Source organism: Limnohabitans sp. 103DPR2 (assembly GCF_001412575.1).
Lineage (GTDB): Bacteria > Pseudomonadota > Gammaproteobacteria > Burkholderiales > Burkholderiaceae_C > Limnohabitans_A.
In genome coordinates this window covers 753,526-773,834 of record NZ_CP011834.1, presented here as the reverse complement: position 1 = coordinate 773,834, position 20,309 = coordinate 753,526, and the positions used below count along the sequence as shown (strand labels likewise).

Below are 20,309 nucleotides of genomic sequence, written 5' to 3'. Positions count from 1 at the left end.
GTCTTTAGGCAGGATTGTGAATGTCAATGAATTGATGCGAGAGCCCCAACTCGGCAGCCACATGCGCCGCCACCGCGGGTGCGCCATAGCGCTCGGTGGCATGGTGACCGCAAGCCAAAAAGGCCACGCCAGTTTCTTTGGCAATGTGTGCCTGAGGCTCGGAAATTTCGCCCGTGATGAAGGCGTCCACACCTTCCGCAATGGCCGCCTCGAAATAAGACTGAGCCCCACCACTGCACCAAGCGATGCGTTGAATGGGCTTGGCCGTAGGTGCCACACAGGTGATGTGACGCCCAAGGACAGACTGCACGTGCGAAGCAAGTGCCTCTGCATTTTGAAACCCCTGCGGGTTGAGCGAATGTCCCACACTCACCAAATTTTGATCGCCACACCAAGCGTGCGCTTGCAGGCCAAGGACTTTGCCCAACTGCGCGTTGTTACCCAACTCGGGGTGCGCATCGAGGGGCAAGTGGTAGGCATACAAGTTGATGTTGTGCGCCAGCAATCTTTGCAAGCGCTCTTTCATCCAGCCCACCACCCGGCCATCTTGGCCGCGCCAAAACAAGCCATGGTGCACAAAGATGGCATCGGCTTTGACCTCGATGGCCGCGTCAATCAACTCGCGACTGGCTGTGACACCCGAGACCAATTTACCCACCGACGGCTTGCCTTCGACTTGCAAACCGTTGGGTCCGTAGTCTTTGAAGCGTTCTGGTTGTAGCAATTGGTCAAACGCTTGAAGCAGCGTCTTGAAATCTGTCATGGGCGTCTCATTTAAAGGGAGAGGCTATTGTGGCCCATCTGATGGCCTTGGCAAAGATTCAAGGCTTACGACACAATGCAAATCATGAAAAGATATTGGCTTTTATTTTCCCAAACCGTGACAGTCCTGGTGGCCGCTTGGTTTGTGGTGGCAACCCTTCAACCGACTTGGCTGAAGCGCGCCAACACGACCAGCACAGTGTCTTTCATGCAAGCCAAAGACGATGGTCAACCGGGTGTTGCGCCTGGCGGCAGTTTTCGACTAGCCGCCCAAAAAGCAGCACCGGCAGTGGTCAGCATCAATGTGCAACAAAAGTCTCGGGGCAAACCTCGCAGAGCCGACCCCTGGTTTCGATTTTTTGAGGAGCCCGAAGACGAGGCGCCCAGCGGTGGCATGGGAAGCGGTGTCATCGTCAGCCCCGAGGGCTACATCCTCACCAACCACCATGTGATTGAAGGCGCTGAGGCGATTGAGGTCAACCTCAACGACGGACGACGGGCCATGGCCAAAGTGATTGGCACCGACCCCGAAACAGACTTGGCCCTGCTCAAAATTGAATTGGGCCAATTGCCCGTGATTGTGTTGGGGCAAGTCGACAGCTTGCAAGTGGGCGATGCGGTGTTGGCCATTGGCAATCCATTTGGAGTGGGACAAACCGTCACCTCCGGCATCGTGAGTGCACTGGGCCGCAAACAACTTGGCATCAACACCTTTGAAAACTTCATCCAAACCGACGCCGCCATCAACCCTGGTAACTCGGGCGGTGCGTTGGTGGATGCGAATGGTGCGCTGATGGGCATCAACACGGCCATTTATTCACGCTCGGGTGGCAACATGGGCATTGGTTTTGCCGTGCCGGTTTCAACCGCCACCCAAATCATGGATTCGTTGATCAAAGACGGCAAAGTCACGCGTGGTTGGATTGGCGTAGAACCGCGCCCTTTGAATGCCGAACTGGCCGAGAGTTTTGGCATTGCCAAAGACAAAAGCACGGGGGAGTTGCCCAAAGGCGTGTTGATCAATGGCGTGCTACAAAACAGTCCGGCAGCCAAAGCGGGCTTGCAACCGGGTGATCTGATTCTGAAAGTGGCCGGCCAGGGCGTGGGCGATGTGCCCGACATGCTCTCGCGCGTGGCGGCTTTGAAGCCCGGAGAAACAGCTGTGATTTTGTTGCAACGCCATGGTCAATCCATGGAGGTGCGCGTGACACCGGGCACACGACCAGTGCGCCGCTAAAGCGCGTTCAAGACGAGGCAGCCGCTTCGTCTTCTTTGGGCGCTTGCGTGTGTTTGATGAACAACTTCGCCGCCCAAATGCCCAATTCATAAAGCAAGCACATGGGAATGGCCAAGGCCAATTGAGACACCACATCGGGTGGCGTGACGATGGCCGCAATGACGAAGGCCAAGACCACAAAGTAACCGCGGAAATCTTTCAATTTCTCGATGGTGACAATGCCCAATCTGGCCAGCACCACCACAGCGATCGGCACTTCAAAGGCCAAGCCAAACGCCAAGAACATGTTGAGCACAAAGCCCAGGTAGGCTTCAATGTCAGGTGCAGCCGTGATGCTTTTGGGAGCGAAGCTTTGAATGAATTTAAAGACTTGCCCAAAAACGAAGAAATAACAAAAAGCCACGCCAATGAAAAACAAGAGTGTGCTGGAAATGACCAAGGGCATGACCAAGCGCTTTTCGTGGGCATACAGTCCAGGCGCGATGAAGGCCCACATTTGGTAAAGCACCACAGGCAGCGCCAGCAAAAATGCGGCCATCAACAAAATTTTGAGGGGCACCATGAAAGGCGAGATGACCGACGTGGCAATGAGCGTTGTGCCCGCTGGCAAGTTGGCCACCAAAGGCGCCGCCAACAAATCGTAAAGCTCTGCAGGTCCGGGAAAGAGAGCCAAAATGGCCGCTGCCACACCCACCGCCGCCAAGGCGCGCACCAAACGGTCGCGCAACTCCATCAAATGGGACACGAAGGGCTGCTCGGTGCCAGCCAATTCGTCTTCGGGCTTTTGGGAAGGATCGGACACGGAAAATTAACTCAGTTGGGTAGGTCGGTATCGCGCGACGCGTGCAGCGCCCGACAGTGTTTTGGTGCGGACACCCGCGCGTGATTTGTACCACTGGGGCACAGCCGCTTGTTTCAAGCGAAACTTTTTGCCTGGGTGTTTGTAAACCGGTGGCGGGGGTTCCCAAGGGGTGTGATTGGACTCGGTTGCGAGGCCGGCCGTGGTTTCATTCCACTGCTTTTCAAAATCGATGGCTGTGGATTGAACAGAGCCTTCGACATCGCGTGCGGCCCCCTCCACAGTGTCTTTCATTTTCTTGAGCTCTTCCAAATCCATGGTGCGATTGACCTCAGCCTTGACATCGGAGATGTAACGCTGGGCCTTGCCCATCAGATTGCCCAAGGTGCGCGCCACGCGCGGCAACTTCTCAGGGCCAATGACGACCAGCGCCACGACCCCGATAAGGGCTATTTTGGAAATGCCAAGATCGATCAAATCAGGACTTTGTCTTAGCTTCTACGTCGATGGTGGTTTTTTCCACCGCAGCCGCGGCAGCCACTTGACCCGCAGGCTTTTCTTCAGTGCTGGTATTGCCGTTGGCATCTTTCATGCCGTCTTTAAAGCCTTTGACCGCACCGCCCAAGTCTGAACCGATGTTTTTCAGCTTTTTAGTGCCAAAAACCATGACCACGATGAGCAAAACGATCAGCCAATGCCAAATTGAGAATGAACCCATGGATATCTCCTAACAATTGAATGTAATTCTAAGCGTTTAACCGCGAAGCCAAGGACGAGGGCCGCCCATGACATGGAAATGCAAATGGTGAACTTCCTGCCCGCCCTCAGATCCGGTGTTGGTCACAATTCTGTAGCCACCATCGGGGTAAGGGCGACAGCCTTGTTCCAACGCCAGTTTAGGTGCCAAAGCCATCATGTGCCCCATTAAGGCTGAATGTTCAGGGGTAATTTGGGCCATCGAAGGGATGTGCAGCTTGGGCACCATCAGAAAGTGGACCGGCGCCCAGGGCGCGATGTCATGGAAGGCAAACACGTGTTCATCTTCGTAGACCTTCTTGGAGGGGATTTTTCCCTCAATGATTTTGCAGAAGAGGCAATGGGGGTCGTGCATCATTCACCTGTTTTTTCGCGTTGTTCCGCTTTGCGGAGGGCTTTTTCTTCCAAGCCACTCAGGCCTTCGCGGCGGCTGAGTTCGGCCACCACATCGGCAGGCGACAAACCATAGTGTGCCAAGGCAATCATGCTGTGGAACCACAAATCGGCCACCTCGCCCACCAATTTGTGCGCTTCGCCGCCGTGGTCCATGTCTTTGGCGGCCATCACTGTTTCGGTGGCTTCCTCGCCAATTTTCTTCAAAAAGGCATCGGGGCCCTTGTGCAGCAAACGGGCCACATAACTTTTTTCGGGGTCGCCGCCGTTTGCAGGTTTGCGACTTTCAATGACGGCCGCTAAACGGGCCAAAGCATCGGTTGAACTCATGATTTTGGCAACGAGTGCTCACTTGTAAATGGATTCAGGGTCTTTCAAGACCGGTTCGGTGGCGCGCCACGCGCCTTCTTGGTACTGCTGGTAAAAACAGCTGTGACGACCAGTGTGGCAGGCAATGCCGGGCTCATGGCCCAGTTGCGTGACTTTGAGCAAGACCACATCGTTGTCGCAATCGAGGCGCATGTCATGCACGGTTTGCACATGACCCGACTCTTCACCTTTGAACCAGAGTTTGTTGCGCGAACGGCTGAAATACACCGCGCGCTTGAGCTCGGCCGTTTTGGCCAGCGCCTCGCGGTTCATCCAGGCAAACATCAGCACATCGCCGGTGCTGGCCTCTTGCGCGATGACGGGCACCAGGCCCTGCGCGTCCCATTTGATTTGATCAAGCCATGTCATGGGTTGAATCTACCACTTGAAGATGAAGGGATTACAAACGAACGGGAATTCCCCGCTCGCGCATGCGCTGTTTGGCTTCTTGGACGGTGTATTCGCCATAGTGAAAAATGCTGGCCGCCAAAACGGCATCGGCACCACCCTGCTGCACGCCGTCGGCCAAATGGTCCAGATTGCCCACCCCGCCTGAGGCGATGACAGGCACTTGGATGGCGTCACTGACAGCTTTGGTGAGGGCCAAATCAAAACCCGACTTGGTGCCATCGCGGTCCATGCTGGTGAGCAAAATCTCGCCAGCGCCATACTCGGCCATTTGGGTGGCCCATTTGACAGCATCTAAGCCCGTGTTTTGACGGCCGCCGTGGCTGTAGACGTCCCAGCCTTCGCCGCGCAATGCCAGGTCGTCGCCCTGACGGCGCTTGGCATCAATGGCCACCACAATGCACTGCGCGCCGTACTTTTGGGAGGCATCGCGAATGACTTGGGGATTGGCAATGGCCGCCGAGTTGAAGCTGGTTTTGTCGGCGCCTGCATTCAGCAAACGGCGCACATCGTCCACGGTGCGCACACCGCCGCCCACTGTGAGGGGAATGAAGACCTGCGAGGCCACGGCCTCAATGATGTGAAGGATCAGGTCGCGGCCATCGCTGGTGGCCGTGATGTCCAAAAAGGTGAGTTCGTCGGCGCCTTGTTCGTTGTAGCGCGCTGCAATTTCGACAGGATCGCCGGCATCGCGCAGTTCTACGAAATTGACGCCCTTGACCACGCGGCCACCGGTGACGTCAAGGCAAGGAATGATGCGTTTGGCTAGCATGGTGTCTTAGAGGTTGAATTGTTGCCAAGCTTCCCACGATTGGAAAGCAGGCACGTCGATGGGTGTGTTGACGCGGGCCGCTTCAACGCACAACATGTGCTGGTAGCCTGAATCGGGCATGTCTTGGAGTTGACGCGCTTTTTCGGCACCCGGATTCCAAACCACGCTTTGGCCCCACGTGGCACTTTGCGAAATCTTCAAAGACTGAGCGCCGTCTTGCAGCACCCATGTCGGCGCGCTGTGCGCAGTCGCTTCTTCAGCCTTGGTTTCGACATCATAGACCCGGTCAAATTCAGCTTCAAAGCGCAAGTTGCCGCTACAGGCTTGGTGTGTGTCTTTCACAGCATCCCATTCGGGTTGCTGCGCTTGTCCGTGCAAACTGACTTGGGCTATGTCGCTGACTGCAAGGTAGGTGTGCAAAGCGCCAGTGAAAGTCAGCGTTGATTCCCCTAGATTGTCGACGCGCAATGAAATTTTCAATTGGTGCGCCTGCAAATCGACTGTGAGCAAGGCGCGGAAATTGACGGGCCAAATGCTGCGAGTTGCCTCATTGGCCTGCAATTCAAACGCATGGGTTGATGTTGGCGTTGCGGCTTCCAAACTGGCTTCAGACAAACGCCAAGGCATGTTGCGCACAAAGCCGTGCTTGGGCAAATTGCCACGCTGGTTGAATTGGGGAAAGCACACCGGCACACCGCCTCGAATGGCGGTGATGCCATCGCATGCGGACGTGGGGCTAAGGTACAAGCGCTCTGCGCCTGCGGCATGCCAAGACAAAACTTGTGCGCCTTGCTGCGCCACAAACACCCTGTCGCCGTTGGGCAAGGACCAGCGCCAACCGGCGTGGCCTTGGTAAGTATCAGCCGTTAAGTTCATCGGCCCTGGCCTGGGCTGCTTGGAAATCAAGGTCGCCAGAATAAACAGCGCGGCCACAGATGACGCCTTCAACGCCTTCGTCCTCGACCGCGCAAAGCTGTTCAATGTCGGCCATGTTGGACAGACCGCCGGATGCGATGACAGGAATGGTGAGGGCTTGGGCCAGTTTGACGGTGGCGTCGATGTTGATGCCGCTCAGCATACCATCGCGGCCAATGTCGGTGTAGATGATGGACTCAACGCCCCAGTCTTCAAACTTCTTGGCCAGATCGACCACTTCGTGACCGGTGAGCTTGCTCCAACCATCGGTGGCCACTTTGCCATCTTTGGCATCAAGACCCACGATGATGTGGCCACCAAAGGCGCTGCACGCATCGCGCAAGAAGCCTGGGTTTTTGACCGCCGCTGTGCCAATGATGACGTAACGCAAACCACCATCAATGTATTTCTCAATGGTGTCCAAATCGCGAATGCCACCGCCCAATTGAACGGGGATGTCATCGCCCACTTCTTTCAAGATGGACTTGATAGCGGCAAAGTTTTGGGGCTTGCCCGCAAAAGCACCATTCAAATCGACCAGGTGCAAACGGCGTGCGCCTTTTTCTAGCCAAGATTTGGCCATGGCCGCAGGGTCTTCGCCAAACGTGGTGGCTTGGTCCATGTCGCCTTGTTTGAGGCGAACGCAGTGGCCGTCTTTGAGGTCAATCGCAGGTATCAGAATCATGGCGAATTGCTAGCGCTAGAGTGGAACGAAAGAAAGTTAAAAAAATTCAGGGTTGCCAGTGCAAAAAGTTTCGGTACAGCGCCAAACCTTGGTCGGCACTTTTCTCGGGGTGAAACTGCGTTGCAAACAAATTATCGCGCGCAATGGCGCAAGCGAAGGCGCCGCCGTAGTCAGTTTCCCCAGCCACTTGGGTGATATTGAGCGGCTTGGCGTAAAAACTGTGCACAAAGTAGAAGTAACTGCCACTGGGAATGTTGCCCCAGACCGGATGTTGGGCGCCTTGGTGCTGACTGAAATTGACTTGATTCCAGCCCATTTGGGGGACCTTGAAGCGGCTGCCATCGGCTTGGACTTTGCCAGCCAAGTCAAATTTGATCACATTGCCGTGAATCAGGCCCAAACCCGGCGTGTTGCCTTCATCGCTGTGGTCGAGCAGCATTTGCATACCCACGCACACGCCAAACAAGGGCTTTTTGTCAGCGGCTTCCAGCACAGCCTCCATCAGGCCCGACTCGCGCAGTTCGCGCATGCAATCGGGCATGGCACCTTGGCCAGGCAAGACCACCCGCGAGGCATCACGGACATCTTGCGGGTTGGAGGTGATTTTGACCTCAACGCCGGTGTCTTGAGCGGCGTGAATGACCGCCTGCGCCACGGAGCGCAAGTTGCCCATGCCGTAATCGACCACCGCCACTGAGTTGACAGACATGCTTAGAGCGAGCCTTTGGTGGAAGGAATGACGCCCACCGAACGGGGATCGATTTCTAGCGCTGCACGCAAAGCACGTGCAAAAGCCTTGAACACGGTTTCGGCTTGGTGGTGCGCGTTGTCGCCGCGCAAATTGTCGATGTGCACGGTGACCAAGGCGTGGTTCACAAAACCTTGGAAAAATTCGTGCATGAGTTGCGTGTCAAAGCCGCCCACCATGCCGCTGGTGAACGGCACATGGTTGACCAAGCCAGGACGGCCTGAAAAATCGATAACGACGCGCGACAAAGCTTCGTCGAGGGGCACGTAGGCATGGCCGTATCGGCGCAAACCTTTTTTGTCGCCAACAGCTTTGGCAACGGCTTGGCCCAAAGTGATGCCCACATCTTCCACGGTGTGGTGGCCGTCGATGTGCAAATCGCCCTTGGCATCGATTTCTAAATCGATGAGACCATGGCGGGCAATTTGATCGAGCATGTGGTCAAAGAAACCAATGCCTGTGGACAGACTGGCTTGACCAGTACCGTCCAAATTCACTTTGACGCGAATTTGGGTTTCTGCAGTTTTGCGCGTGACTTCTGCGACGCGGGGTGAGCTCATAAAGATTCCTTGAGTGCTGCCAACATGCGCACGTTTTCTTCGGGGGTTCCGACAGTGAGACGCAAGCAGTTGCCAAGCAATGGGTGCATTTTAGAAACGTTCTTCACCAAAATGCCTTTCGTTTTCATACCTTCGAAGCACTTTGTGGCGTCTGGCATACGAACCAGCAGCATATTGGCCTGGCTTGGGAAGACTTGAACGCCTGGCAATTGCGCTAAAGACTGGCTGAGTTTTTCACGTTCTTGGCGAATTTGCACCGCTTGTTCGGCAAACACATCGGCATGTTCCAACGCAAACAGCGCACATTCGCAGTTCAAAACGCTGATGTTGTAAGGCGGACGCACTTTGTCGATTTCGGCAATCAAAGCCTTGGGGCCCACCATGTAACCCAGGCGCACGCCGGCCAATCCAAATTTAGACAAAGTGCGCATCAGCAGCACGTGGCCATGCTTCGCAACGCGGTCCATGTAGGTTTGGCTGGCAAAAGGCTGATAGGCCTCGTCCATCACCACCAAGCCGCCTTGCGCGCCTTGGGCCACCACGATGCGTTCAATGACATCAGCATCCCACAAGGTGCCCGTGGGATTGTTGGGGTAAGCCAAATAGACCACCGCCGGCTTGTGCGTGGCAATGGCGCTCAGCATGGCGGCCTCGTCCAACTCAAAGTTGGCTGTGAGGGGCACGCCGTGAAAGTTCACGCCTTGCAATTGTGCGCTCATGGCGTACATCACAAAGCCCGGCAATGGGGCTAAAAAGCTGGCACCCGGCACATCACAGGCCACTGACAGGAGTGTGATGAGCTCATCGGAGCCATTGCCTAACATGATGTCAAAGCCTTCTGGCATTTGCGCATACTTGGCCAACTCGGCGCGCAAGACATTGATGCGGTCACCCGGATAACGATTAAGGGCCAAGGCACCCAGCCGCTCGCCCAATTGCTTTTGCAATGCGGGCGACAAGCTGAATGGATTTTCCATGGCATCAAGCTTCACCATGCCAGTCGAATCCTGAATGGCATAGGCATGCATGGACTGCACGTCTTGACGAATGTGCTTCAACCAAGCAGCGGGATTTTGAATGGCACTCATGGTGTTTCTCTTTGCGTTGGCACGGGGTTCAAGCGCAACTCGGCAGCACGGGCGTGGGCTTGCAAGCCTTCGCCGTAAGCCAGCTCGGCAGCGATCAGGCCCAAACTTTGTGCGCCCTTTTCGCTCACCTCAATGAGGCTAGAGCGCTTTTGAAAATCGTACACACCCAAGGGCGATGAAAAACGTGCGGTGCCGCTGGTGGGCAACACGTGGTTAGGACCCGCGCAGTAATCGCCCAGCGACTCGCTGGTGAATGCACCCAAGAAAATAGCGCCGGCATGTTTGAGTAAAGGCTCCCATGCATGTGGGTTGCGGCTGGACACTTCCAAGTGCTCTGGTGCAATGCGGTTGCTGATGTTGCAAGCCTCTTCCATGCTGCGCGTTTGAATGAGCGCACCTCGATCGTTCATGGATTTTGCAATGATCTCGGCACGCGGTAAGGTGGGCAGCAACTGATCGATGGCGGCTTGCACTTGGTCAATGTAGGCCGCATCTGGGCACAGCAAAATGCTTTGTGCCAACTCATCGTGCTCGGCTTGCGAGAACAAGTCCATGGCCACCCACTCGGGCGGTGTGCTGCCATCGGCCAACACCAAAATTTCGCTGGGGCCGGCAATCATGTCAATGCCCACGGTACCAAAGACGCGCTTCTTGGCGCTGGCCACATAGGCGTTGCCGGGGCCTGTGATTTTGTCGACCTTGGGCACCGTGGCCGTGCCAAATGCAAGCGCTGCAACGGCTTGCGCGCCTCCGATTGTGAAGGCACGCGAGACGCCCGCCACATAAGCGGCAGCCAAGACCAAGGGGTTCTTCACACCTTGGGGCGTTGGCACCACCATGATCATTTCTTCAACGCCAGCCACATGTGCAGGAATAGCGTTCATCAAGACCGACGAAGGGTAAGCCGCTTTGCCGCCAGGCACATAAATGCCCACGCGATCGAGGGGCGTGACTTTTTGACCCAGCAAGGTGCCGTCTTCGTCTGTGTATGACCAGCTTTCGCCCGAAGCTTTCTTTTGCGCTTCGTGGTAACTGCGAACACGCCGAGCCGCAGCTTGCAACGCGTCTTTTTGGGCTGCGGGCAGGCCGTCAAATGCAGCTTTGAGTTCCGCCTGCGTCAGCATCAAGGCCTGCATGTCTTTGGCATTGAGGCCATCGAAACGCTGGGTGTACTCAAGCACGGCCGTGTCACCGCGTTGTTGCACGTCGGCCAAAATTTCGGCCACGCGCGATTCGATGGCTGCGTCGGCGTCGGCGGACCAATGCAAGCGCTTTTGAAACGTCGCTTCAAAATCGGCATCGGTGGTGCTTAAACGCAGAGCTTTGGCAACAAGCGCAGTCATCGGTTTTCTCTTCAGTGTTGAATTGTTCAGGCTGCTTTGGCAGCTTGTCCCGCCGCCACTGCGCCTGCAAAGGCTTCAATGATGGCGCGAATGGGTTCTTGTTTGAGCTTGAGTGACGCTTGGTTCACCACCAGACGTGAGCTGATGTCCATGATGCGTTCCACTTCAATCAGGTGGTTGGCTTTGAGTGTGCTGCCGGTCGACACCAAATCGACGATGGCATCGGCCAAACCTGTCAGGGGTGCCAACTCCATGCTGCCATAGAGTTTGATCAAGTCAACGTGCACACCTTTTTGCGCAAAAAATTCGCGTGCAATGTTGGTGTACTTGGTGGCCACTTTCAAACGTGAACCTGAACGCACGGCTGTAGCGTAGTCGAAGTCGGCACGAACGGCCACGCTCATGCGGCATTTGGCAATTTGCAAATCGAGGGGCTGGTACAAACCTTGGCCGCCATGTTCAATCAGCGTGTCTTTGCCAGTGACGCCCAAATCTGCACCGCCATATTCCACATAAGTCGGCACGTCGGTGGCACGCACCAAGACCACGCGCACACCCGCTTGGTTGGTGGGCAAAATCAGTTTGCGCGAGGTTTCGGGATCTTCCAAAACTTCAATGCCGGCCGCTTTGAGCAGTGGCAGTGTTTCATCAAAAATGCGTCCTTTGGACAAGGCCAAGGTGATCATGTCAATTCCTGTTCTGTTGCGCGTTCATTTCGAACGCTCAATCTGCGCACCGACATTGCGCAATTTGGCTTCCATGCGGTCGTAGCCGCGGTCAAGGTGATAGATGCGGTCGACAATGGTTTCGCCTTCGGCGACCAAGCCTGCAATCACCAAGCTGGCAGAGGCACGCAGATCGGTGGCCATGACAGTGGCACCCGACAATTTCGGCACACCTTGAACCACAGACACCTTGCCATCAATTTGAATGTTGGCACCCAAACGCACCAACTCATTGACGTGCATGAAGCGGTTTTCAAAAATGGTTTCAGTGACCTTGCTGGTGCCTTCGGCGATGCAATTGAGCGCCATGAATTGGGCCTGCATGTCGGTAGGGAAACCTGGGTATTCGGTGGTTCTAAAGCTCTGCGCCTTCATGCGACCTGAAGCTTGTACACGCACAAAATCAGCGCCCACTTCAATGCTGGCACCGGCGTCGCGCAGCTTGTCGATCACGGCGTCCATGTGGTCACCGCGCGCACGCTTCAGCACCACATCACCGCCTGTGGCTGCCACCGCGCACATAAAGGTACCTGCTTCAATGCGATCGGCCACCACAGCGTGGTCACAACCGTTCAGAGATTCAACACCTTGAATGTGAATGCGACTGGTGCCATGACCTTCAATTTTGGCGCCCATGCGAATGAGCATTTCAGCCAAGTCAGGAATTTCGGGCTCTTGGGCGGCGTTTTCCAAGACGGTTTCGCCTTCGGCCAACGCAGCCGCCATCAAAAAGTTCTCGGTGCCCGTGACGGTGACCATGTCGGTGGCAATGCGCGCGCCCTTGAGACGTGTTCGGCCATTGGCCAAACTGGCCACCATGTAGCCGTGCTCAACAGCGATCTGCGCGCCCATGGCTTGTAGGCCTTTGATGTGCTGATCCACAGGGCGAGAACCAATGGCACAACCGCCAGGTAATGACACACGGGCTTCACCAAAGCGTGCCAGCAAAGGGCCCAAAGCCAACACGGAGGCACGCATGGTTTTCACCATCTCGTAAGGCGCTTCGGGATTGTTCAGCGCGCCGGCGTTTAAATGGACCGTGCCATCTTCTTCGTGCGAGCAAGAAACGCCCATGTTGCGGATGAGCTTGAGCATGGTGCTGACATCTTGCAACTTAGGCACATTGCGCAGCACCACAGGCTGCGCAGTCAGCAGTGCCGCACAGAGTTCTGGCAAGGCTGCATTTTTGGCGCCTGAGATGTCAATGACGCCATTCAATGAATGACCGCCTCGAATGATGAGTTTGTCCATGTTGTCTATTGAATTTGTCTGATCAAGCGGAGGCTCAGGCCTGCGCTTTGGCCCATTCAGCGGGCGTGAAAGTTTTCATCGACAAGGCATGCACCTCGTCGTTGTGCATTTTGTTGCCCAAGGTGGCATAGACCTTTTGATGACGCGCAATGAGGCGAAGTCCTTCGAATTGCTCGGACACCACCACAGCTTGCCAATGACGACCGTCTCCGTCGACTTGGAGGTGCTGGCATGCGAGGCCTGCGGCAATCATGGTTTGTATTTGGTCTGCGGTCATGGTGAGTTGCGCTCGGAGAATCGAATCAGCCTCGAATTTTGTAGCCAGTTTTCAGCAATTGAATTGCCAAAGTACCCACACCCAACAGGGCGATGGAGACCACTGCCAAGCTGGTCCAAGGCGACACATCGCTTTGACCAAAAAAGCCATATCGAAACCCGTCGATCATGTAAAAGAAAGGGTTTAAATGACTCAAACCTTGCCAAAAAGCAGGCAAGGAATGAATGGAATAGAACACGCCGGACAAGAAGGTCATGGGCATGATCACAAAACTTTGGAAGGCTGCCATTTGGTCGAATTTTTCGGACCATAAGCCTGCAACCAGACCCAAGGCGCCCAACAACGCGGCACCCATGAAGGCGAAAACCGCAATCCAAACAGGCGCTTGGTACTGCAAAGGCGCAAACCACGCCGTCACAGCAAACACACCCAAGCCAACGGCCAAGCCGCGCAACATGGCCGAGCCCACATAGGCCACAAACCAATGCCAATGCGACAAAGGCGTGAGCAATAAAAACACCAGGTTGCCCATGATTTTGCTTTGGACCAAACTGGACGAGCTGTTGGCAAAGGCGTTTTGAAGCACGCTCATCATGATGAGGCCTGGCAACAAGAACGCGGTGTAGGGCACGCTGTCGTAGACCTTCACGTGGTCTTCCAGCACGTGACCAAAAATCATCATGTACAGCACCGAGGTGAGCACAGGTGCCGCAATGGTTTGAAAAGCAACTTTCCAGAAGCGCAACACTTCTTTGTAAAACAACATGCGCCAGCCGTTCATGCTTGCCCCTCAGCCATCACATCCAAGAACACATCTTCCAAATCGGCTTTGCGAATTTCAACGTCTTCAGCCACCAAACCAGCTTGCCTGACGGCCGCCAAATAGGTTTCAATTTCAACGGCATCGTTTGCGGGGAACTGAACAATCCGTCCCGTGATGCGTGCCTTGCTTGCCAATTCAGTGGGCAACTGGCCATCGATCTTGAAGCGCAGCACATTGCTGGAAGCCGACTTGAGCAACTCGGAGGTACTGGCCAAGGCCAACACACGACCTTGTTTGAGCATGGCCAAACGTCCGCATAAGGCTTCGGCCTCTTCCAAATAATGGGTGGTGAGCAGCACTGTGCTGCCCTGGCGGTTGAGCTTGGCCACAAACTGCCACAAGGTTTGACGCAACTCGACATCGACACCCGCAGTGGGCTCGTCCAACACAATGACCCGTGGCTTGTGCACCAAAGCTTGTGCCACCAGCACACGACGCTTCATGCCGCCCGACAACTGACGCATGTTGGCATTGGCCTTGTCGGCCAAGCCCAAACTGTCTAGCAACTCATCGATCCATGCGTCGTTTTTCTTGACACCAAAATAGCCCGACTGAAATCGCAAGGCTTCCCGCACGGAGAAAAAGGGATCGAACACCAACTCTTGTGGCACCACGCCCAACAAGCGGCGGCTTTGTACATAGTCGGTTTGGACATCGTGACCGTGCACCAAGACGCGACCCTCGCTGGCTTTGGCAAGTCCTGCCAAGATGCTGATGAGCGTGGTTTTGCCGGCACCGTTGGGGCCAAGCAGGCCAAAAAATTCACCTTCTTCAATGTCAAAGCTGACATGGTTCAGGGCCTTGAAAGGCTCACCGCCAGCAGATTTGGCGGGAAATGTTTTGGATACGGATTGAAAAGAGATGGCGGGCATGAGCCCCCTATTTTACGGTCATGCGCTTTCGACCAAGAGCTCCGAGACACCATAAAGCAGGGCCAATTCACGTAATTTGGCTGGGAACTGCTTGAATTTCAAGGTTTTGGTCAAACTTTCGGCTTCTCGGCGGCACCCCAGCAGCACAGCCAAGGCCGAAGAATCAAAATCGGTCAGCTGCCCCGCTTCAATTTCAACCTCGGAATCTGGGCTGTTTCGGATTTGCGCCTGCAAAGTGGCCATGCACGCAGCGGCGTTGCCATGGCGTAAATCGGCAGGAAGAATGAGGCGCGCAGTGGACATGCTGGGAGGACCTGAAACTCAAGCTTTTTTGGCGTTGGATTTGTTGCGATCAGAGAGGCTCTTGATCAGGCCGTCCACACCACCCGCATTGATTTCTTTGGAAAACTGCGAACGGTAGTTTTCGACCAACCAAATGCCCAAGACATTCAGGTCAAAAATTTTCCATCCAGCGCCTTCGCCAGGTGTTTTTTCCAAACGGTAGTCGAGCTGAATGGGATCACCCTTGCCTTTGACTTCTGTTTGCACCACCAAATTTTTCTCGTCTGAAGCGCCGCGCAGGGGCTTGACTTCAATGACTTGGTCATTGATTTGGCTCAGTGCGCCCGAGTAAGTGCGAATGAGCAACAGCTTGAATTCTTCTTGCAAACGCTCTTGCTGCTCGGGTGTGGCTTTGCGCCAACCGGGGCCAGTGGCCAAGGCGGTCATGCGGCGGAAATTGACGTGCTGCATCAATTTGCTGTCGACCAATTGCATGGTTTTGTTGATGTCGCCGGCCTTGATGCTCTTGTCTGCGCGCACCGCATCCAAGGTTTCGTTGGAGATGCGTTTGACAAAGGCATCGGGTGCTTCGTCAGCAGCCATCACAGCGCTGGCGCCTAACAGCAAGCCAATTGCCATGAAAAATGAGGTGAAAAGGGTCAGAAATTTGCGATTCATAGGGGGTCATCATAAAGAGCGTCTAGCCCTTTAACGCGCCAGTGTCTAAAAAGTTGATTAAACCACTGGCGACATTTCAATTTGGAACTAAGGTTTTGCCTCAGGCGCCGCTGACTTGGCAGGCACCGCAGGGCTTGCCGAAGGTCGATTAGGCGCCAACATGGGGGCTGGCTGCTCTGGATCGTCAAAGTCGTCCAACATGGGCGGATTGCCGTCGTAGATGTCGTTCAAGCGCTTTTGAAGGTAGGCATCGCGCGTGAAGGTGTAGGGGTCCAGGGAGGCTTGCTTCACCGCGTCCGACAAAGACAAATAGCGTTCGCGCTTGTCGGTCAAGCGAAGCACCGTGAGGGTGTTGCGCGCACCAATGTCACTGACTTGCTGGTTCACGTCTGTTTTGGTGTCCACCCACAAGCCCACACTGTCTCGAACGGTTGAAGGCCCAAAAAACGGCAAGACCACATAAGGCCCCGACGAGACCCCCCAAAAAGCCATGGTTTGACCAAAATCTTCTTTGTGCTTGTCAATGCGTAACTCGGTTGCCCAATCGATGACGCCCCCCAAACCGACGGTGGTGTTGATGGCCACACGCATGGCATTGCGAGAGGCCGCCTCCAACTTCAACTGCGCCAAGCTGTTGAAAAAGGACATCACATCGCTTTGGTTGCTGAAAAAATTGCTGATGCCCTTTCGCACAAACGTGGGCAGCACTTCGCCGTAGATGACGGCCACTGGGCGTAACACCAAATCGTCTGCCAGGTCGTTGAAAGCTGTGACCTTGCGGTTCACTGGCTCAAGCGGATCGGAAGGATCGGGCCCGCGCAAGGAGGCACACCCTTGCAACAGCAAGAATGCCACCACCGTACAGAGCAGGCGCCAGTGAAGCATCATTTGTTTCCGGCGGCGGGCGTGGCAGCGTCCGAGGCTTTGCTGTACAAAAACTGGCTGATCAAATTCTCAAGCACCACAGCGGATTGCGTGGAGCCGATGTTATCGCCCGCTGCCAAATTCTTTTCATCTGCACCCGCCACAATGCCCACATACTGCTCACCCAGCAAACCACTGGTGAGGATTTTCAGGGAGCTGTCTTTGGGAAAAGCGTATCGCGTCTCCAAAGCCAGACTCACCTTGGCTTGGTAACTGTCGTCGTCAAATTGGATGTTGTCCACACGGCCGACCACCACACCCGCACTTTTCACGGCGGCACCTTTTTTGAGGCCGCCGATGTTGTCAAATTTGGCGGTGACCATGTAGTCTTTGCTCCAACTGAATTGCAGCAAATTGGCTGACTTGAGCGCCAAAAACAGCACTGCAGCCAATCCAATCAGGACAAACAAACCCACCCACACATCATTTTTTGAACGTTGCATCACGTCCTCCTTAAATGCTGAACATCATCACGGTGAGGATGAAGTCCAGTCCCAAAACTGACAATGAAGAAATCACCACACTGCGGGTGGTGGCAGAGGCCACACCCTCTGGCGTCGGTTGCGCCACATAACCCTGCAGCAGCGCAATGAAAGTCACTGCAACGCCAAAGACCACACTTTTGATCATGCCATTGCCAACGTCTTTGAAGACATCGACGCCGCTTTGCATCTGGCTCCAGAAAGCACCTGCGTCAACACCAATCAGCAAAACACCGACCGCATAGCCACCCAAGATGCCCACTGCACTGAAAACCGCCGTGAGGAGGGGCAACGCAATGATGCCGCCCCACAAACGCGGCGCCAATATTCTGAGTTTGGGATCGACAGCCATCATCTCCAAAGCCGTGAGTTGCTCGCCTGCACGCATCAAACCAATTTCAGCGGTAATGGATGCGCCTGCTCGCCCAGCAAACAGCAAGGCCGCAACCACAGGGCCCAATTCACGAACCAAGCTGAGTGCCACCAACAATCCCAAGGCGTCAGACGCACCATAGCGTTGCAAGGTGTAATAACCCTGCAAACCCAGCACAAAGCCCACAAACAAACCGGACACGGTGATGATGGCCAAGGAATAGTTGCCCAAAAAATGCACTTGGTCACGAACCAAGCCAAAGCGCTTCAAACAGGCGCCCGACAACATCAGCAATTGCGCAAACAATCGCGCACCGTAACCCCAATCGGCCAATTTTTGACGGAGGGCAAAACCCAATTCAGCGGGGTGCAGAAGGATCATGCCGAGGCACCTCGAAAGTCTTCCGCCACAGATTTGGCGGGGTAATGGAAGTGGACCGGGCCATCACTCAACCCATTCACGAATTGGTGAATGAGGGGGTCGCTGGTTTGTCGCAATTCGTTCGGTGTGCCTTGCGCCGCCACTTTGCCATTGGCCAGCACCACCACGTGATCGGCGATTTGGAAGGTCTCGTCCACATCGTGTGACACCACCACACTGGTGATGCCCAAGCTGTCGTTCAAACGTCGAATCAGCCGCGCAGCCGTGCCCAAAGAAATGGGATCGAGGCCGGCAAAGGGTTCGTCGTACATCATGAGATCGGGGTCGAGGGCAATGGCACGCGCCAAGGCCACACGCCGGCCCATACCGCCTGAGATTTCTGAAGGCTTGAGATGTCTGGCACCGCGCAAACCCACCGCATCCAACTTCATCAACACAATGTCGCGCACCATGGCTTCGGACATTTGGGTGTGCTCTCGCAATGGGAAGGCCACGTTGTCAAACACGTTCATGTCAGTGAACAAAGCACCAAACTGAAACAGCATGCCCATGCGCCTGCGCGCCGCATAAAGCTGTTCGATGTTCATCTGACCCACATCGTGGCCATCAAAGGTGAGTTCACCTTGTTGCGCCGTGTATTGGCCGCCGATCAAACGCAGCACCGTGGTCTTGCCACCGCCCGACACGCCCATCAGTGCCGTGACTTTGCCGCGCGGAATGCCAAACGAGATGTCGTTCAAGATGACGCGGTCCCCGTAGCCGAAGCTGAGGTTTTTGAGTTCAACCAGCAGTGGAGATGTGGGCAAGGTCATGTGTCAAAAAACAAAAGCCGGGGTCGCCGGCTTTTGAAGGATAAGGCGTTCAGATGAAGCTTGTGTAAACCGTTCAGATTTGCACACTTCCCTGTCTGCGTTCATTTTAACGGGGTAAGTCGCTGGTTCCCATTAAGAACTCGTCAATTGAACGTGCGGCTTGACGGCCTTCACGAATGGCCCAAACCACCAAAGACTGGCCACGGCGCATGTCGCCCGCTGCAAACACCTTGGGCACATTGGTGGCATAACCACCGGTGAAGTCTGTGGTGGCCTTGGCGTTACCGCGGTTGTCTTTCTCAACACCGAAAGCGTCCAAGATGGTGGCCACGGGGTTCACAAAGCCCATGGCCAAGAAGACCATGTCGGCGGGGTAAGTCTTTTCAGTGCCAGGCACATTGACCAACTTGCCGTCTTTGAATTCCACTTCCACGGTTTTGAGGCCGGTGACTTTGCCTTTTTCGCCAATGAATTCTTGGGTGGAAATGGCAAATTCGCGGGTGCAACCTTCTTCATGGCTGGAGCTGGTACGCAATTTGAGGGGCCAGTAGGGCCATGTCAAAGGACGGTTTTCCTCCTCGGGGGGCTGAGGCATCACTTCGAACTGTGTGACGCTCTTGGCGCCATGGCGGTTCGAAGTACCGACGCAATCGCTACCTGTGTCGCCGCCGCCAATCACAATCACGTGCTTACCGTCAGCGCGCAATTGGTCTTTGAGCTTGTCGCCCGCGTTCACTTTGTTTTGCTGTGGCAAGAACTCCATCGCAAAGTGAATACCTGCCAAATCACGGCCAGGCACGTTCAAATCGCGTGATTGCTCAGAACCACCCGTCAGCAACACGGCATCAAAGTCTTTTTGGAGTTGCTTGGGACTGATGGTTTCTTGTGACCAGTTGGTCACTTTAGATCCTGCTGGCAACTCGCCGACCATCACACCCGTTCTGATGGTCACGCCTTCGGCGACCAGCTGCTCGGCGCGGCGGTCGATGTGTGATTTTTCCATTTTGAAATCGGGGATGCCATAACGCAACAAGCCACCGATGCGATCGTTCTTTTCGAACAGTGTCACATCGTGACCCACGCGGGCCAACTGCTGGGCAGCAGCCATGCCGGCTGGGCCAGAGCCCACCACGGCAACTTTTTTACCTGTCTTGTGCGCAGCGGGACGGGGCTTGACCCATCCTTCTTGCCACGCACGGTCAATGATGGCGTGCTCAATGGACTTGATGCCCACGGCATCGTCGGCCACGTTCAAGGTGCAAGCAGCTTCGCAAGGTGCGGGGCAAATGCGGCCAGTGAACTCTGGAAAGTTGTTGGTGCTGTGCAGCACGTCAATGGCGTTTTTCCAATCACCTTGGTACACCAATTCGTTGAAGTCCGGAATGATGTTGTTGACAGGGCAGCCGTTGTTGCAAAACGGTGTGCCGCAGTCCATGCAACGTGCACCTTGAACTTTGGCTTGCGCCTCGTCCAAACCGATGACGAACTCTTTGTAGTTTTTGACGCGCTCGCCGACAGGCTTGTAGCCCTCTTCGATGCGTTCAAATTCCATGAAACCAGTGATTTTTCCCATGATCAATCCTTGTTATGTCTT

General features: G+C 55.1%; 27 protein-coding genes. 1 reads left to right on the top strand and 26 read right to left on the bottom strand.

Annotated features, from left to right (window positions below; translation table 11 throughout):
• Positions 1-4 precede the first annotated feature (4 nt).
• A complete protein-coding gene (locus L103DPR2_RS03740; protein ID WP_055359816.1) occupies positions 5-763 on the bottom strand; it encodes a Nif3-like dinuclear metal center hexameric protein in 759 nt (252 codons plus the stop codon).
• Between the two features lie 84 nt (positions 764-847).
• On the opposite strand from L103DPR2_RS03740, the gene L103DPR2_RS03735 reads away from it, so the two are divergent.
• Positions 848-1,999 (top strand): trypsin-like peptidase domain-containing protein, encoded by a 1,152-nt coding sequence (locus L103DPR2_RS03735; protein WP_055361824.1) that lies wholly within the window; start codon positions 848-850, stop codon positions 1,997-1,999.
• A gap of 7 nt (positions 2,000-2,006) precedes the next feature.
• On the opposite strand, the gene tatC is transcribed toward L103DPR2_RS03735, so the two are convergent.
• The 25 genes from tatC to L103DPR2_RS03610 form a co-directional block, all read right to left on the bottom strand.
• Positions 2,007-2,801, bottom strand: a complete 795-nt coding sequence (gene tatC, locus L103DPR2_RS03730; RefSeq protein ID WP_055359815.1) for a twin-arginine translocase subunit TatC — start codon at positions 2,799-2,801, stop codon at positions 2,007-2,009.
• Between the two features lie 6 nt (positions 2,802-2,807).
• Positions 2,808-3,275 carry a Sec-independent protein translocase protein TatB gene (gene tatB, locus L103DPR2_RS03725; RefSeq protein ID WP_055359814.1) on the bottom strand — a complete coding sequence of 156 codons (468 nt, stop codon included), beginning with the start codon at positions 3,273-3,275 and terminating at the stop codon, positions 2,808-2,810.
• 1 nt (position 3,276) lies between these two features.
• Positions 3,277-3,516: a Sec-independent protein translocase subunit TatA gene (gene tatA / locus L103DPR2_RS03720; protein WP_055359813.1), complete on the bottom strand. Its 240-nt coding sequence runs from the start codon at positions 3,514-3,516 to the stop codon at positions 3,277-3,279.
• 36 nt (positions 3,517-3,552) lie between these two features.
• Positions 3,553-3,912, bottom strand: coding sequence for a histidine triad nucleotide-binding protein (locus L103DPR2_RS03715; RefSeq protein ID WP_055359812.1), 360 nt, complete (start codon positions 3,910-3,912; stop codon positions 3,553-3,555).
• Entirely contained in the window at positions 3,909-4,277 is a 369-nt protein-coding gene (locus L103DPR2_RS03710; RefSeq protein ID WP_055359811.1) for a phosphoribosyl-ATP diphosphatase, read from the bottom strand. Before L103DPR2_RS03710 ends, L103DPR2_RS03715 begins: the two co-directional genes overlap by 4 nt.
• Positions 4,278-4,295: 18 nt before the next feature.
• Positions 4,296-4,694, bottom strand: a complete 399-nt coding sequence (gene hisI, locus L103DPR2_RS03705) for a phosphoribosyl-AMP cyclohydrolase (protein ID WP_197274929.1) — start codon at positions 4,692-4,694, stop codon at positions 4,296-4,298.
• Positions 4,695-4,716: 22 nt separating this feature from the next.
• Positions 4,717-5,496 carry an imidazole glycerol phosphate synthase subunit HisF gene (gene hisF / locus L103DPR2_RS03700; RefSeq protein WP_055359809.1) on the bottom strand — a complete coding sequence of 260 codons (780 nt, stop codon included), beginning with the start codon at positions 5,494-5,496 and terminating at the stop codon, positions 4,717-4,719.
• A 6-nt stretch (positions 5,497-5,502) separates the two neighbouring features.
• On the bottom strand, positions 5,503-6,372 hold the full coding sequence (locus tag L103DPR2_RS03695) for a D-hexose-6-phosphate mutarotase (RefSeq protein WP_055359808.1): 870 nt from the start codon (positions 6,370-6,372) through the stop codon (positions 5,503-5,505).
• The gene (gene hisA / locus L103DPR2_RS03690; RefSeq protein ID WP_055359807.1) at positions 6,356-7,096 is read right to left on the bottom strand and encodes a 1-(5-phosphoribosyl)-5-[(5-phosphoribosylamino)methylideneamino]imidazole-4-carboxamide isomerase; all 741 of its coding nucleotides are present in this window, start codon (positions 7,094-7,096) and stop codon (positions 6,356-6,358) included. Before hisA ends, L103DPR2_RS03695 begins: the two co-directional genes overlap by 17 nt.
• A 46-nt stretch (positions 7,097-7,142) precedes the next feature.
• The gene (hisH, locus tag L103DPR2_RS03685; protein WP_055359806.1) at positions 7,143-7,805 is read right to left on the bottom strand and encodes an imidazole glycerol phosphate synthase subunit HisH; all 663 of its coding nucleotides are present in this window, start codon (positions 7,803-7,805) and stop codon (positions 7,143-7,145) included.
• Between the two features lie 2 nt (positions 7,806-7,807).
• Positions 7,808-8,404 carry an imidazoleglycerol-phosphate dehydratase HisB gene (gene hisB, locus L103DPR2_RS03680; RefSeq protein WP_055359805.1) on the bottom strand — a complete coding sequence of 199 codons (597 nt, stop codon included), beginning with the start codon at positions 8,402-8,404 and terminating at the stop codon, positions 7,808-7,810.
• Positions 8,401-9,492: a histidinol-phosphate transaminase gene (gene hisC / locus L103DPR2_RS03675; protein WP_055359804.1), complete on the bottom strand. Its 1,092-nt coding sequence runs from the start codon at positions 9,490-9,492 to the stop codon at positions 8,401-8,403. The genes hisB and hisC overlap by 4 nt, the downstream gene beginning before the upstream one ends.
• Entirely contained in the window at positions 9,489-10,835 is a 1,347-nt protein-coding gene (gene hisD, locus L103DPR2_RS03670) for a histidinol dehydrogenase (protein ID WP_055359803.1), read from the bottom strand. Before hisD ends, hisC begins: the two co-directional genes overlap by 4 nt.
• Before the next feature lie 26 nt (positions 10,836-10,861).
• On the bottom strand, positions 10,862-11,521 hold the full coding sequence (gene hisG / locus L103DPR2_RS03665) for an ATP phosphoribosyltransferase (RefSeq protein ID WP_055359802.1): 660 nt from the start codon (positions 11,519-11,521) through the stop codon (positions 10,862-10,864).
• A gap of 24 nt (positions 11,522-11,545) precedes the next feature.
• Positions 11,546-12,811, bottom strand: coding sequence for a UDP-N-acetylglucosamine 1-carboxyvinyltransferase (gene murA, locus L103DPR2_RS03660; protein WP_055359801.1), 1,266 nt, complete (start codon positions 12,809-12,811; stop codon positions 11,546-11,548).
• Between the two features lie 34 nt (positions 12,812-12,845).
• Positions 12,846-13,088, bottom strand: a complete 243-nt coding sequence (locus tag L103DPR2_RS03655; protein WP_055359800.1) for a BolA family protein — start codon at positions 13,086-13,088, stop codon at positions 12,846-12,848.
• Between the two features lie 25 nt (positions 13,089-13,113).
• Positions 13,114-13,869 (bottom strand): ABC transporter permease, encoded by a 756-nt coding sequence (locus tag L103DPR2_RS03650; protein WP_055359799.1) that lies wholly within the window; start codon positions 13,867-13,869, stop codon positions 13,114-13,116.
• Entirely contained in the window at positions 13,866-14,783 is a 918-nt protein-coding gene (locus tag L103DPR2_RS03645) for an ABC transporter ATP-binding protein (protein ID WP_055359798.1), read from the bottom strand. The genes L103DPR2_RS03650 and L103DPR2_RS03645 overlap by 4 nt, the downstream gene beginning before the upstream one ends.
• Before the next feature lie 18 nt (positions 14,784-14,801).
• Entirely contained in the window at positions 14,802-15,086 is a 285-nt protein-coding gene (locus L103DPR2_RS03640) for an STAS domain-containing protein (RefSeq protein WP_055359797.1), read from the bottom strand.
• An 18-nt stretch (positions 15,087-15,104) separates the two neighbouring features.
• Positions 15,105-15,704, bottom strand: a complete 600-nt coding sequence (locus L103DPR2_RS03635; RefSeq protein WP_231717676.1) for an MlaC/ttg2D family ABC transporter substrate-binding protein — start codon at positions 15,702-15,704, stop codon at positions 15,105-15,107.
• A gap of 126 nt (positions 15,705-15,830) precedes the next feature.
• The gene (locus tag L103DPR2_RS03630) at positions 15,831-16,631 is read right to left on the bottom strand and encodes an MlaA family lipoprotein (protein WP_055359795.1); all 801 of its coding nucleotides are present in this window, start codon (positions 16,629-16,631) and stop codon (positions 15,831-15,833) included.
• Positions 16,628-17,110, bottom strand: a complete 483-nt coding sequence (mlaD, locus tag L103DPR2_RS03625) for an outer membrane lipid asymmetry maintenance protein MlaD (RefSeq protein ID WP_055359794.1) — start codon at positions 17,108-17,110, stop codon at positions 16,628-16,630. The genes L103DPR2_RS03630 and mlaD overlap by 4 nt, the downstream gene beginning before the upstream one ends.
• A 10-nt stretch (positions 17,111-17,120) precedes the next feature.
• The gene (gene mlaE, locus L103DPR2_RS03620; RefSeq protein WP_055359793.1) at positions 17,121-17,903 is read right to left on the bottom strand and encodes a lipid asymmetry maintenance ABC transporter permease subunit MlaE; all 783 of its coding nucleotides are present in this window, start codon (positions 17,901-17,903) and stop codon (positions 17,121-17,123) included.
• Positions 17,900-18,715 carry an ABC transporter ATP-binding protein gene (locus L103DPR2_RS03615; protein WP_055359792.1) on the bottom strand — a complete coding sequence of 272 codons (816 nt, stop codon included), beginning with the start codon at positions 18,713-18,715 and terminating at the stop codon, positions 17,900-17,902. The genes mlaE and L103DPR2_RS03615 overlap by 4 nt, the downstream gene beginning before the upstream one ends.
• A gap of 106 nt (positions 18,716-18,821) precedes the next feature.
• Positions 18,822-20,288 carry a glutamate synthase subunit beta gene (locus L103DPR2_RS03610; protein ID WP_055359791.1) on the bottom strand — a complete coding sequence of 489 codons (1,467 nt, stop codon included), beginning with the start codon at positions 20,286-20,288 and terminating at the stop codon, positions 18,822-18,824.
• Positions 20,289-20,309 lie beyond the last annotated feature (21 nt).

What these genes read in the sequence shown, in the direction of transcription:
- hisB (WP_055359805.1), bottom strand. Translation starts at nt 8,404, where the DNA reads ATGAGCTCACCCCGCGTCGCAGAAGTCACGCGCAAAACTGCAGAAACC.
- L103DPR2_RS03640 (WP_055359797.1), bottom strand. Translation starts at nt 15,086, where the DNA reads ATGTCCACTGCGCGCCTCATTCTTCCTGCCGATTTACGCCATGGCAAC.
- L103DPR2_RS03710 (WP_055359811.1), bottom strand. Translation starts at nt 4,277, where the DNA reads ATGAGTTCAACCGATGCTTTGGCCCGTTTAGCGGCCGTCATTGAAAGT.
- L103DPR2_RS03655 (WP_055359800.1), bottom strand. Translation starts at nt 13,088, where the DNA reads ATGACCGCAGACCAAATACAAACCATGATTGCCGCAGGCCTCGCATGC.
- hisG (WP_055359802.1), bottom strand. Translation starts at nt 11,521, where the DNA reads ATGATCACCTTGGCCTTGTCCAAAGGACGCATTTTTGATGAAACACTG.
- L103DPR2_RS03630 (WP_055359795.1), bottom strand. Translation starts at nt 16,631, where the DNA reads ATGATGCTTCACTGGCGCCTGCTCTGTACGGTGGTGGCATTCTTGCTG.
- hisH (WP_055359806.1), bottom strand. Translation starts at nt 7,805, where the DNA reads ATGTCTGTCAACTCAGTGGCGGTGGTCGATTACGGCATGGGCAACTTG.
- L103DPR2_RS03715 (WP_055359812.1), bottom strand. Translation starts at nt 3,912, where the DNA reads ATGATGCACGACCCCCATTGCCTCTTCTGCAAAATCATTGAGGGAAAA.
- mlaD (WP_055359794.1), bottom strand. Translation starts at nt 17,110, where the DNA reads ATGCAACGTTCAAAAAATGATGTGTGGGTGGGTTTGTTTGTCCTGATT.
- hisC (WP_055359804.1), bottom strand. Translation starts at nt 9,492, where the DNA reads ATGAGTGCCATTCAAAATCCCGCTGCTTGGTTGAAGCACATTCGTCAA.
- L103DPR2_RS03645 (WP_055359798.1), bottom strand. Translation starts at nt 14,783, where the DNA reads ATGCCCGCCATCTCTTTTCAATCCGTATCCAAAACATTTCCCGCCAAA.
- mlaE (WP_055359793.1), bottom strand. Translation starts at nt 17,903, where the DNA reads ATGATCCTTCTGCACCCCGCTGAATTGGGTTTTGCCCTCCGTCAAAAA.
- L103DPR2_RS03615 (WP_055359792.1), bottom strand. Translation starts at nt 18,715, where the DNA reads ATGACCTTGCCCACATCTCCACTGCTGGTTGAACTCAAAAACCTCAGC.
- L103DPR2_RS03695 (WP_055359808.1), bottom strand. Translation starts at nt 6,372, where the DNA reads ATGAACTTAACGGCTGATACTTACCAAGGCCACGCCGGTTGGCGCTGG.
- L103DPR2_RS03735 (WP_055361824.1), top strand. Translation starts at nt 848, where the DNA reads ATGAAAAGATATTGGCTTTTATTTTCCCAAACCGTGACAGTCCTGGTG.
- hisF (WP_055359809.1), bottom strand. Translation starts at nt 5,496, where the DNA reads ATGCTAGCCAAACGCATCATTCCTTGCCTTGACGTCACCGGTGGCCGC.
- hisA (WP_055359807.1), bottom strand. Translation starts at nt 7,096, where the DNA reads ATGATTCTGATACCTGCGATTGACCTCAAAGACGGCCACTGCGTTCGC.
- L103DPR2_RS03650 (WP_055359799.1), bottom strand. Translation starts at nt 13,869, where the DNA reads ATGAACGGCTGGCGCATGTTGTTTTACAAAGAAGTGTTGCGCTTCTGG.
- L103DPR2_RS03740 (WP_055359816.1), bottom strand. Translation starts at nt 763, where the DNA reads ATGACAGATTTCAAGACGCTGCTTCAAGCGTTTGACCAATTGCTACAA.
- tatA (WP_055359813.1), bottom strand. Translation starts at nt 3,516, where the DNA reads ATGGGTTCATTCTCAATTTGGCATTGGCTGATCGTTTTGCTCATCGTG.
- L103DPR2_RS03610 (WP_055359791.1), bottom strand. Translation starts at nt 20,288, where the DNA reads ATGGGAAAAATCACTGGTTTCATGGAATTTGAACGCATCGAAGAGGGC.
- murA (WP_055359801.1), bottom strand. Translation starts at nt 12,811, where the DNA reads ATGGACAAACTCATCATTCGAGGCGGTCATTCATTGAATGGCGTCATT.
- L103DPR2_RS03635 (WP_231717676.1), bottom strand. Translation starts at nt 15,704, where the DNA reads ATGGCAATTGGCTTGCTGTTAGGCGCCAGCGCTGTGATGGCTGCTGAC.
- hisD (WP_055359803.1), bottom strand. Translation starts at nt 10,835, where the DNA reads ATGACTGCGCTTGTTGCCAAAGCTCTGCGTTTAAGCACCACCGATGCC.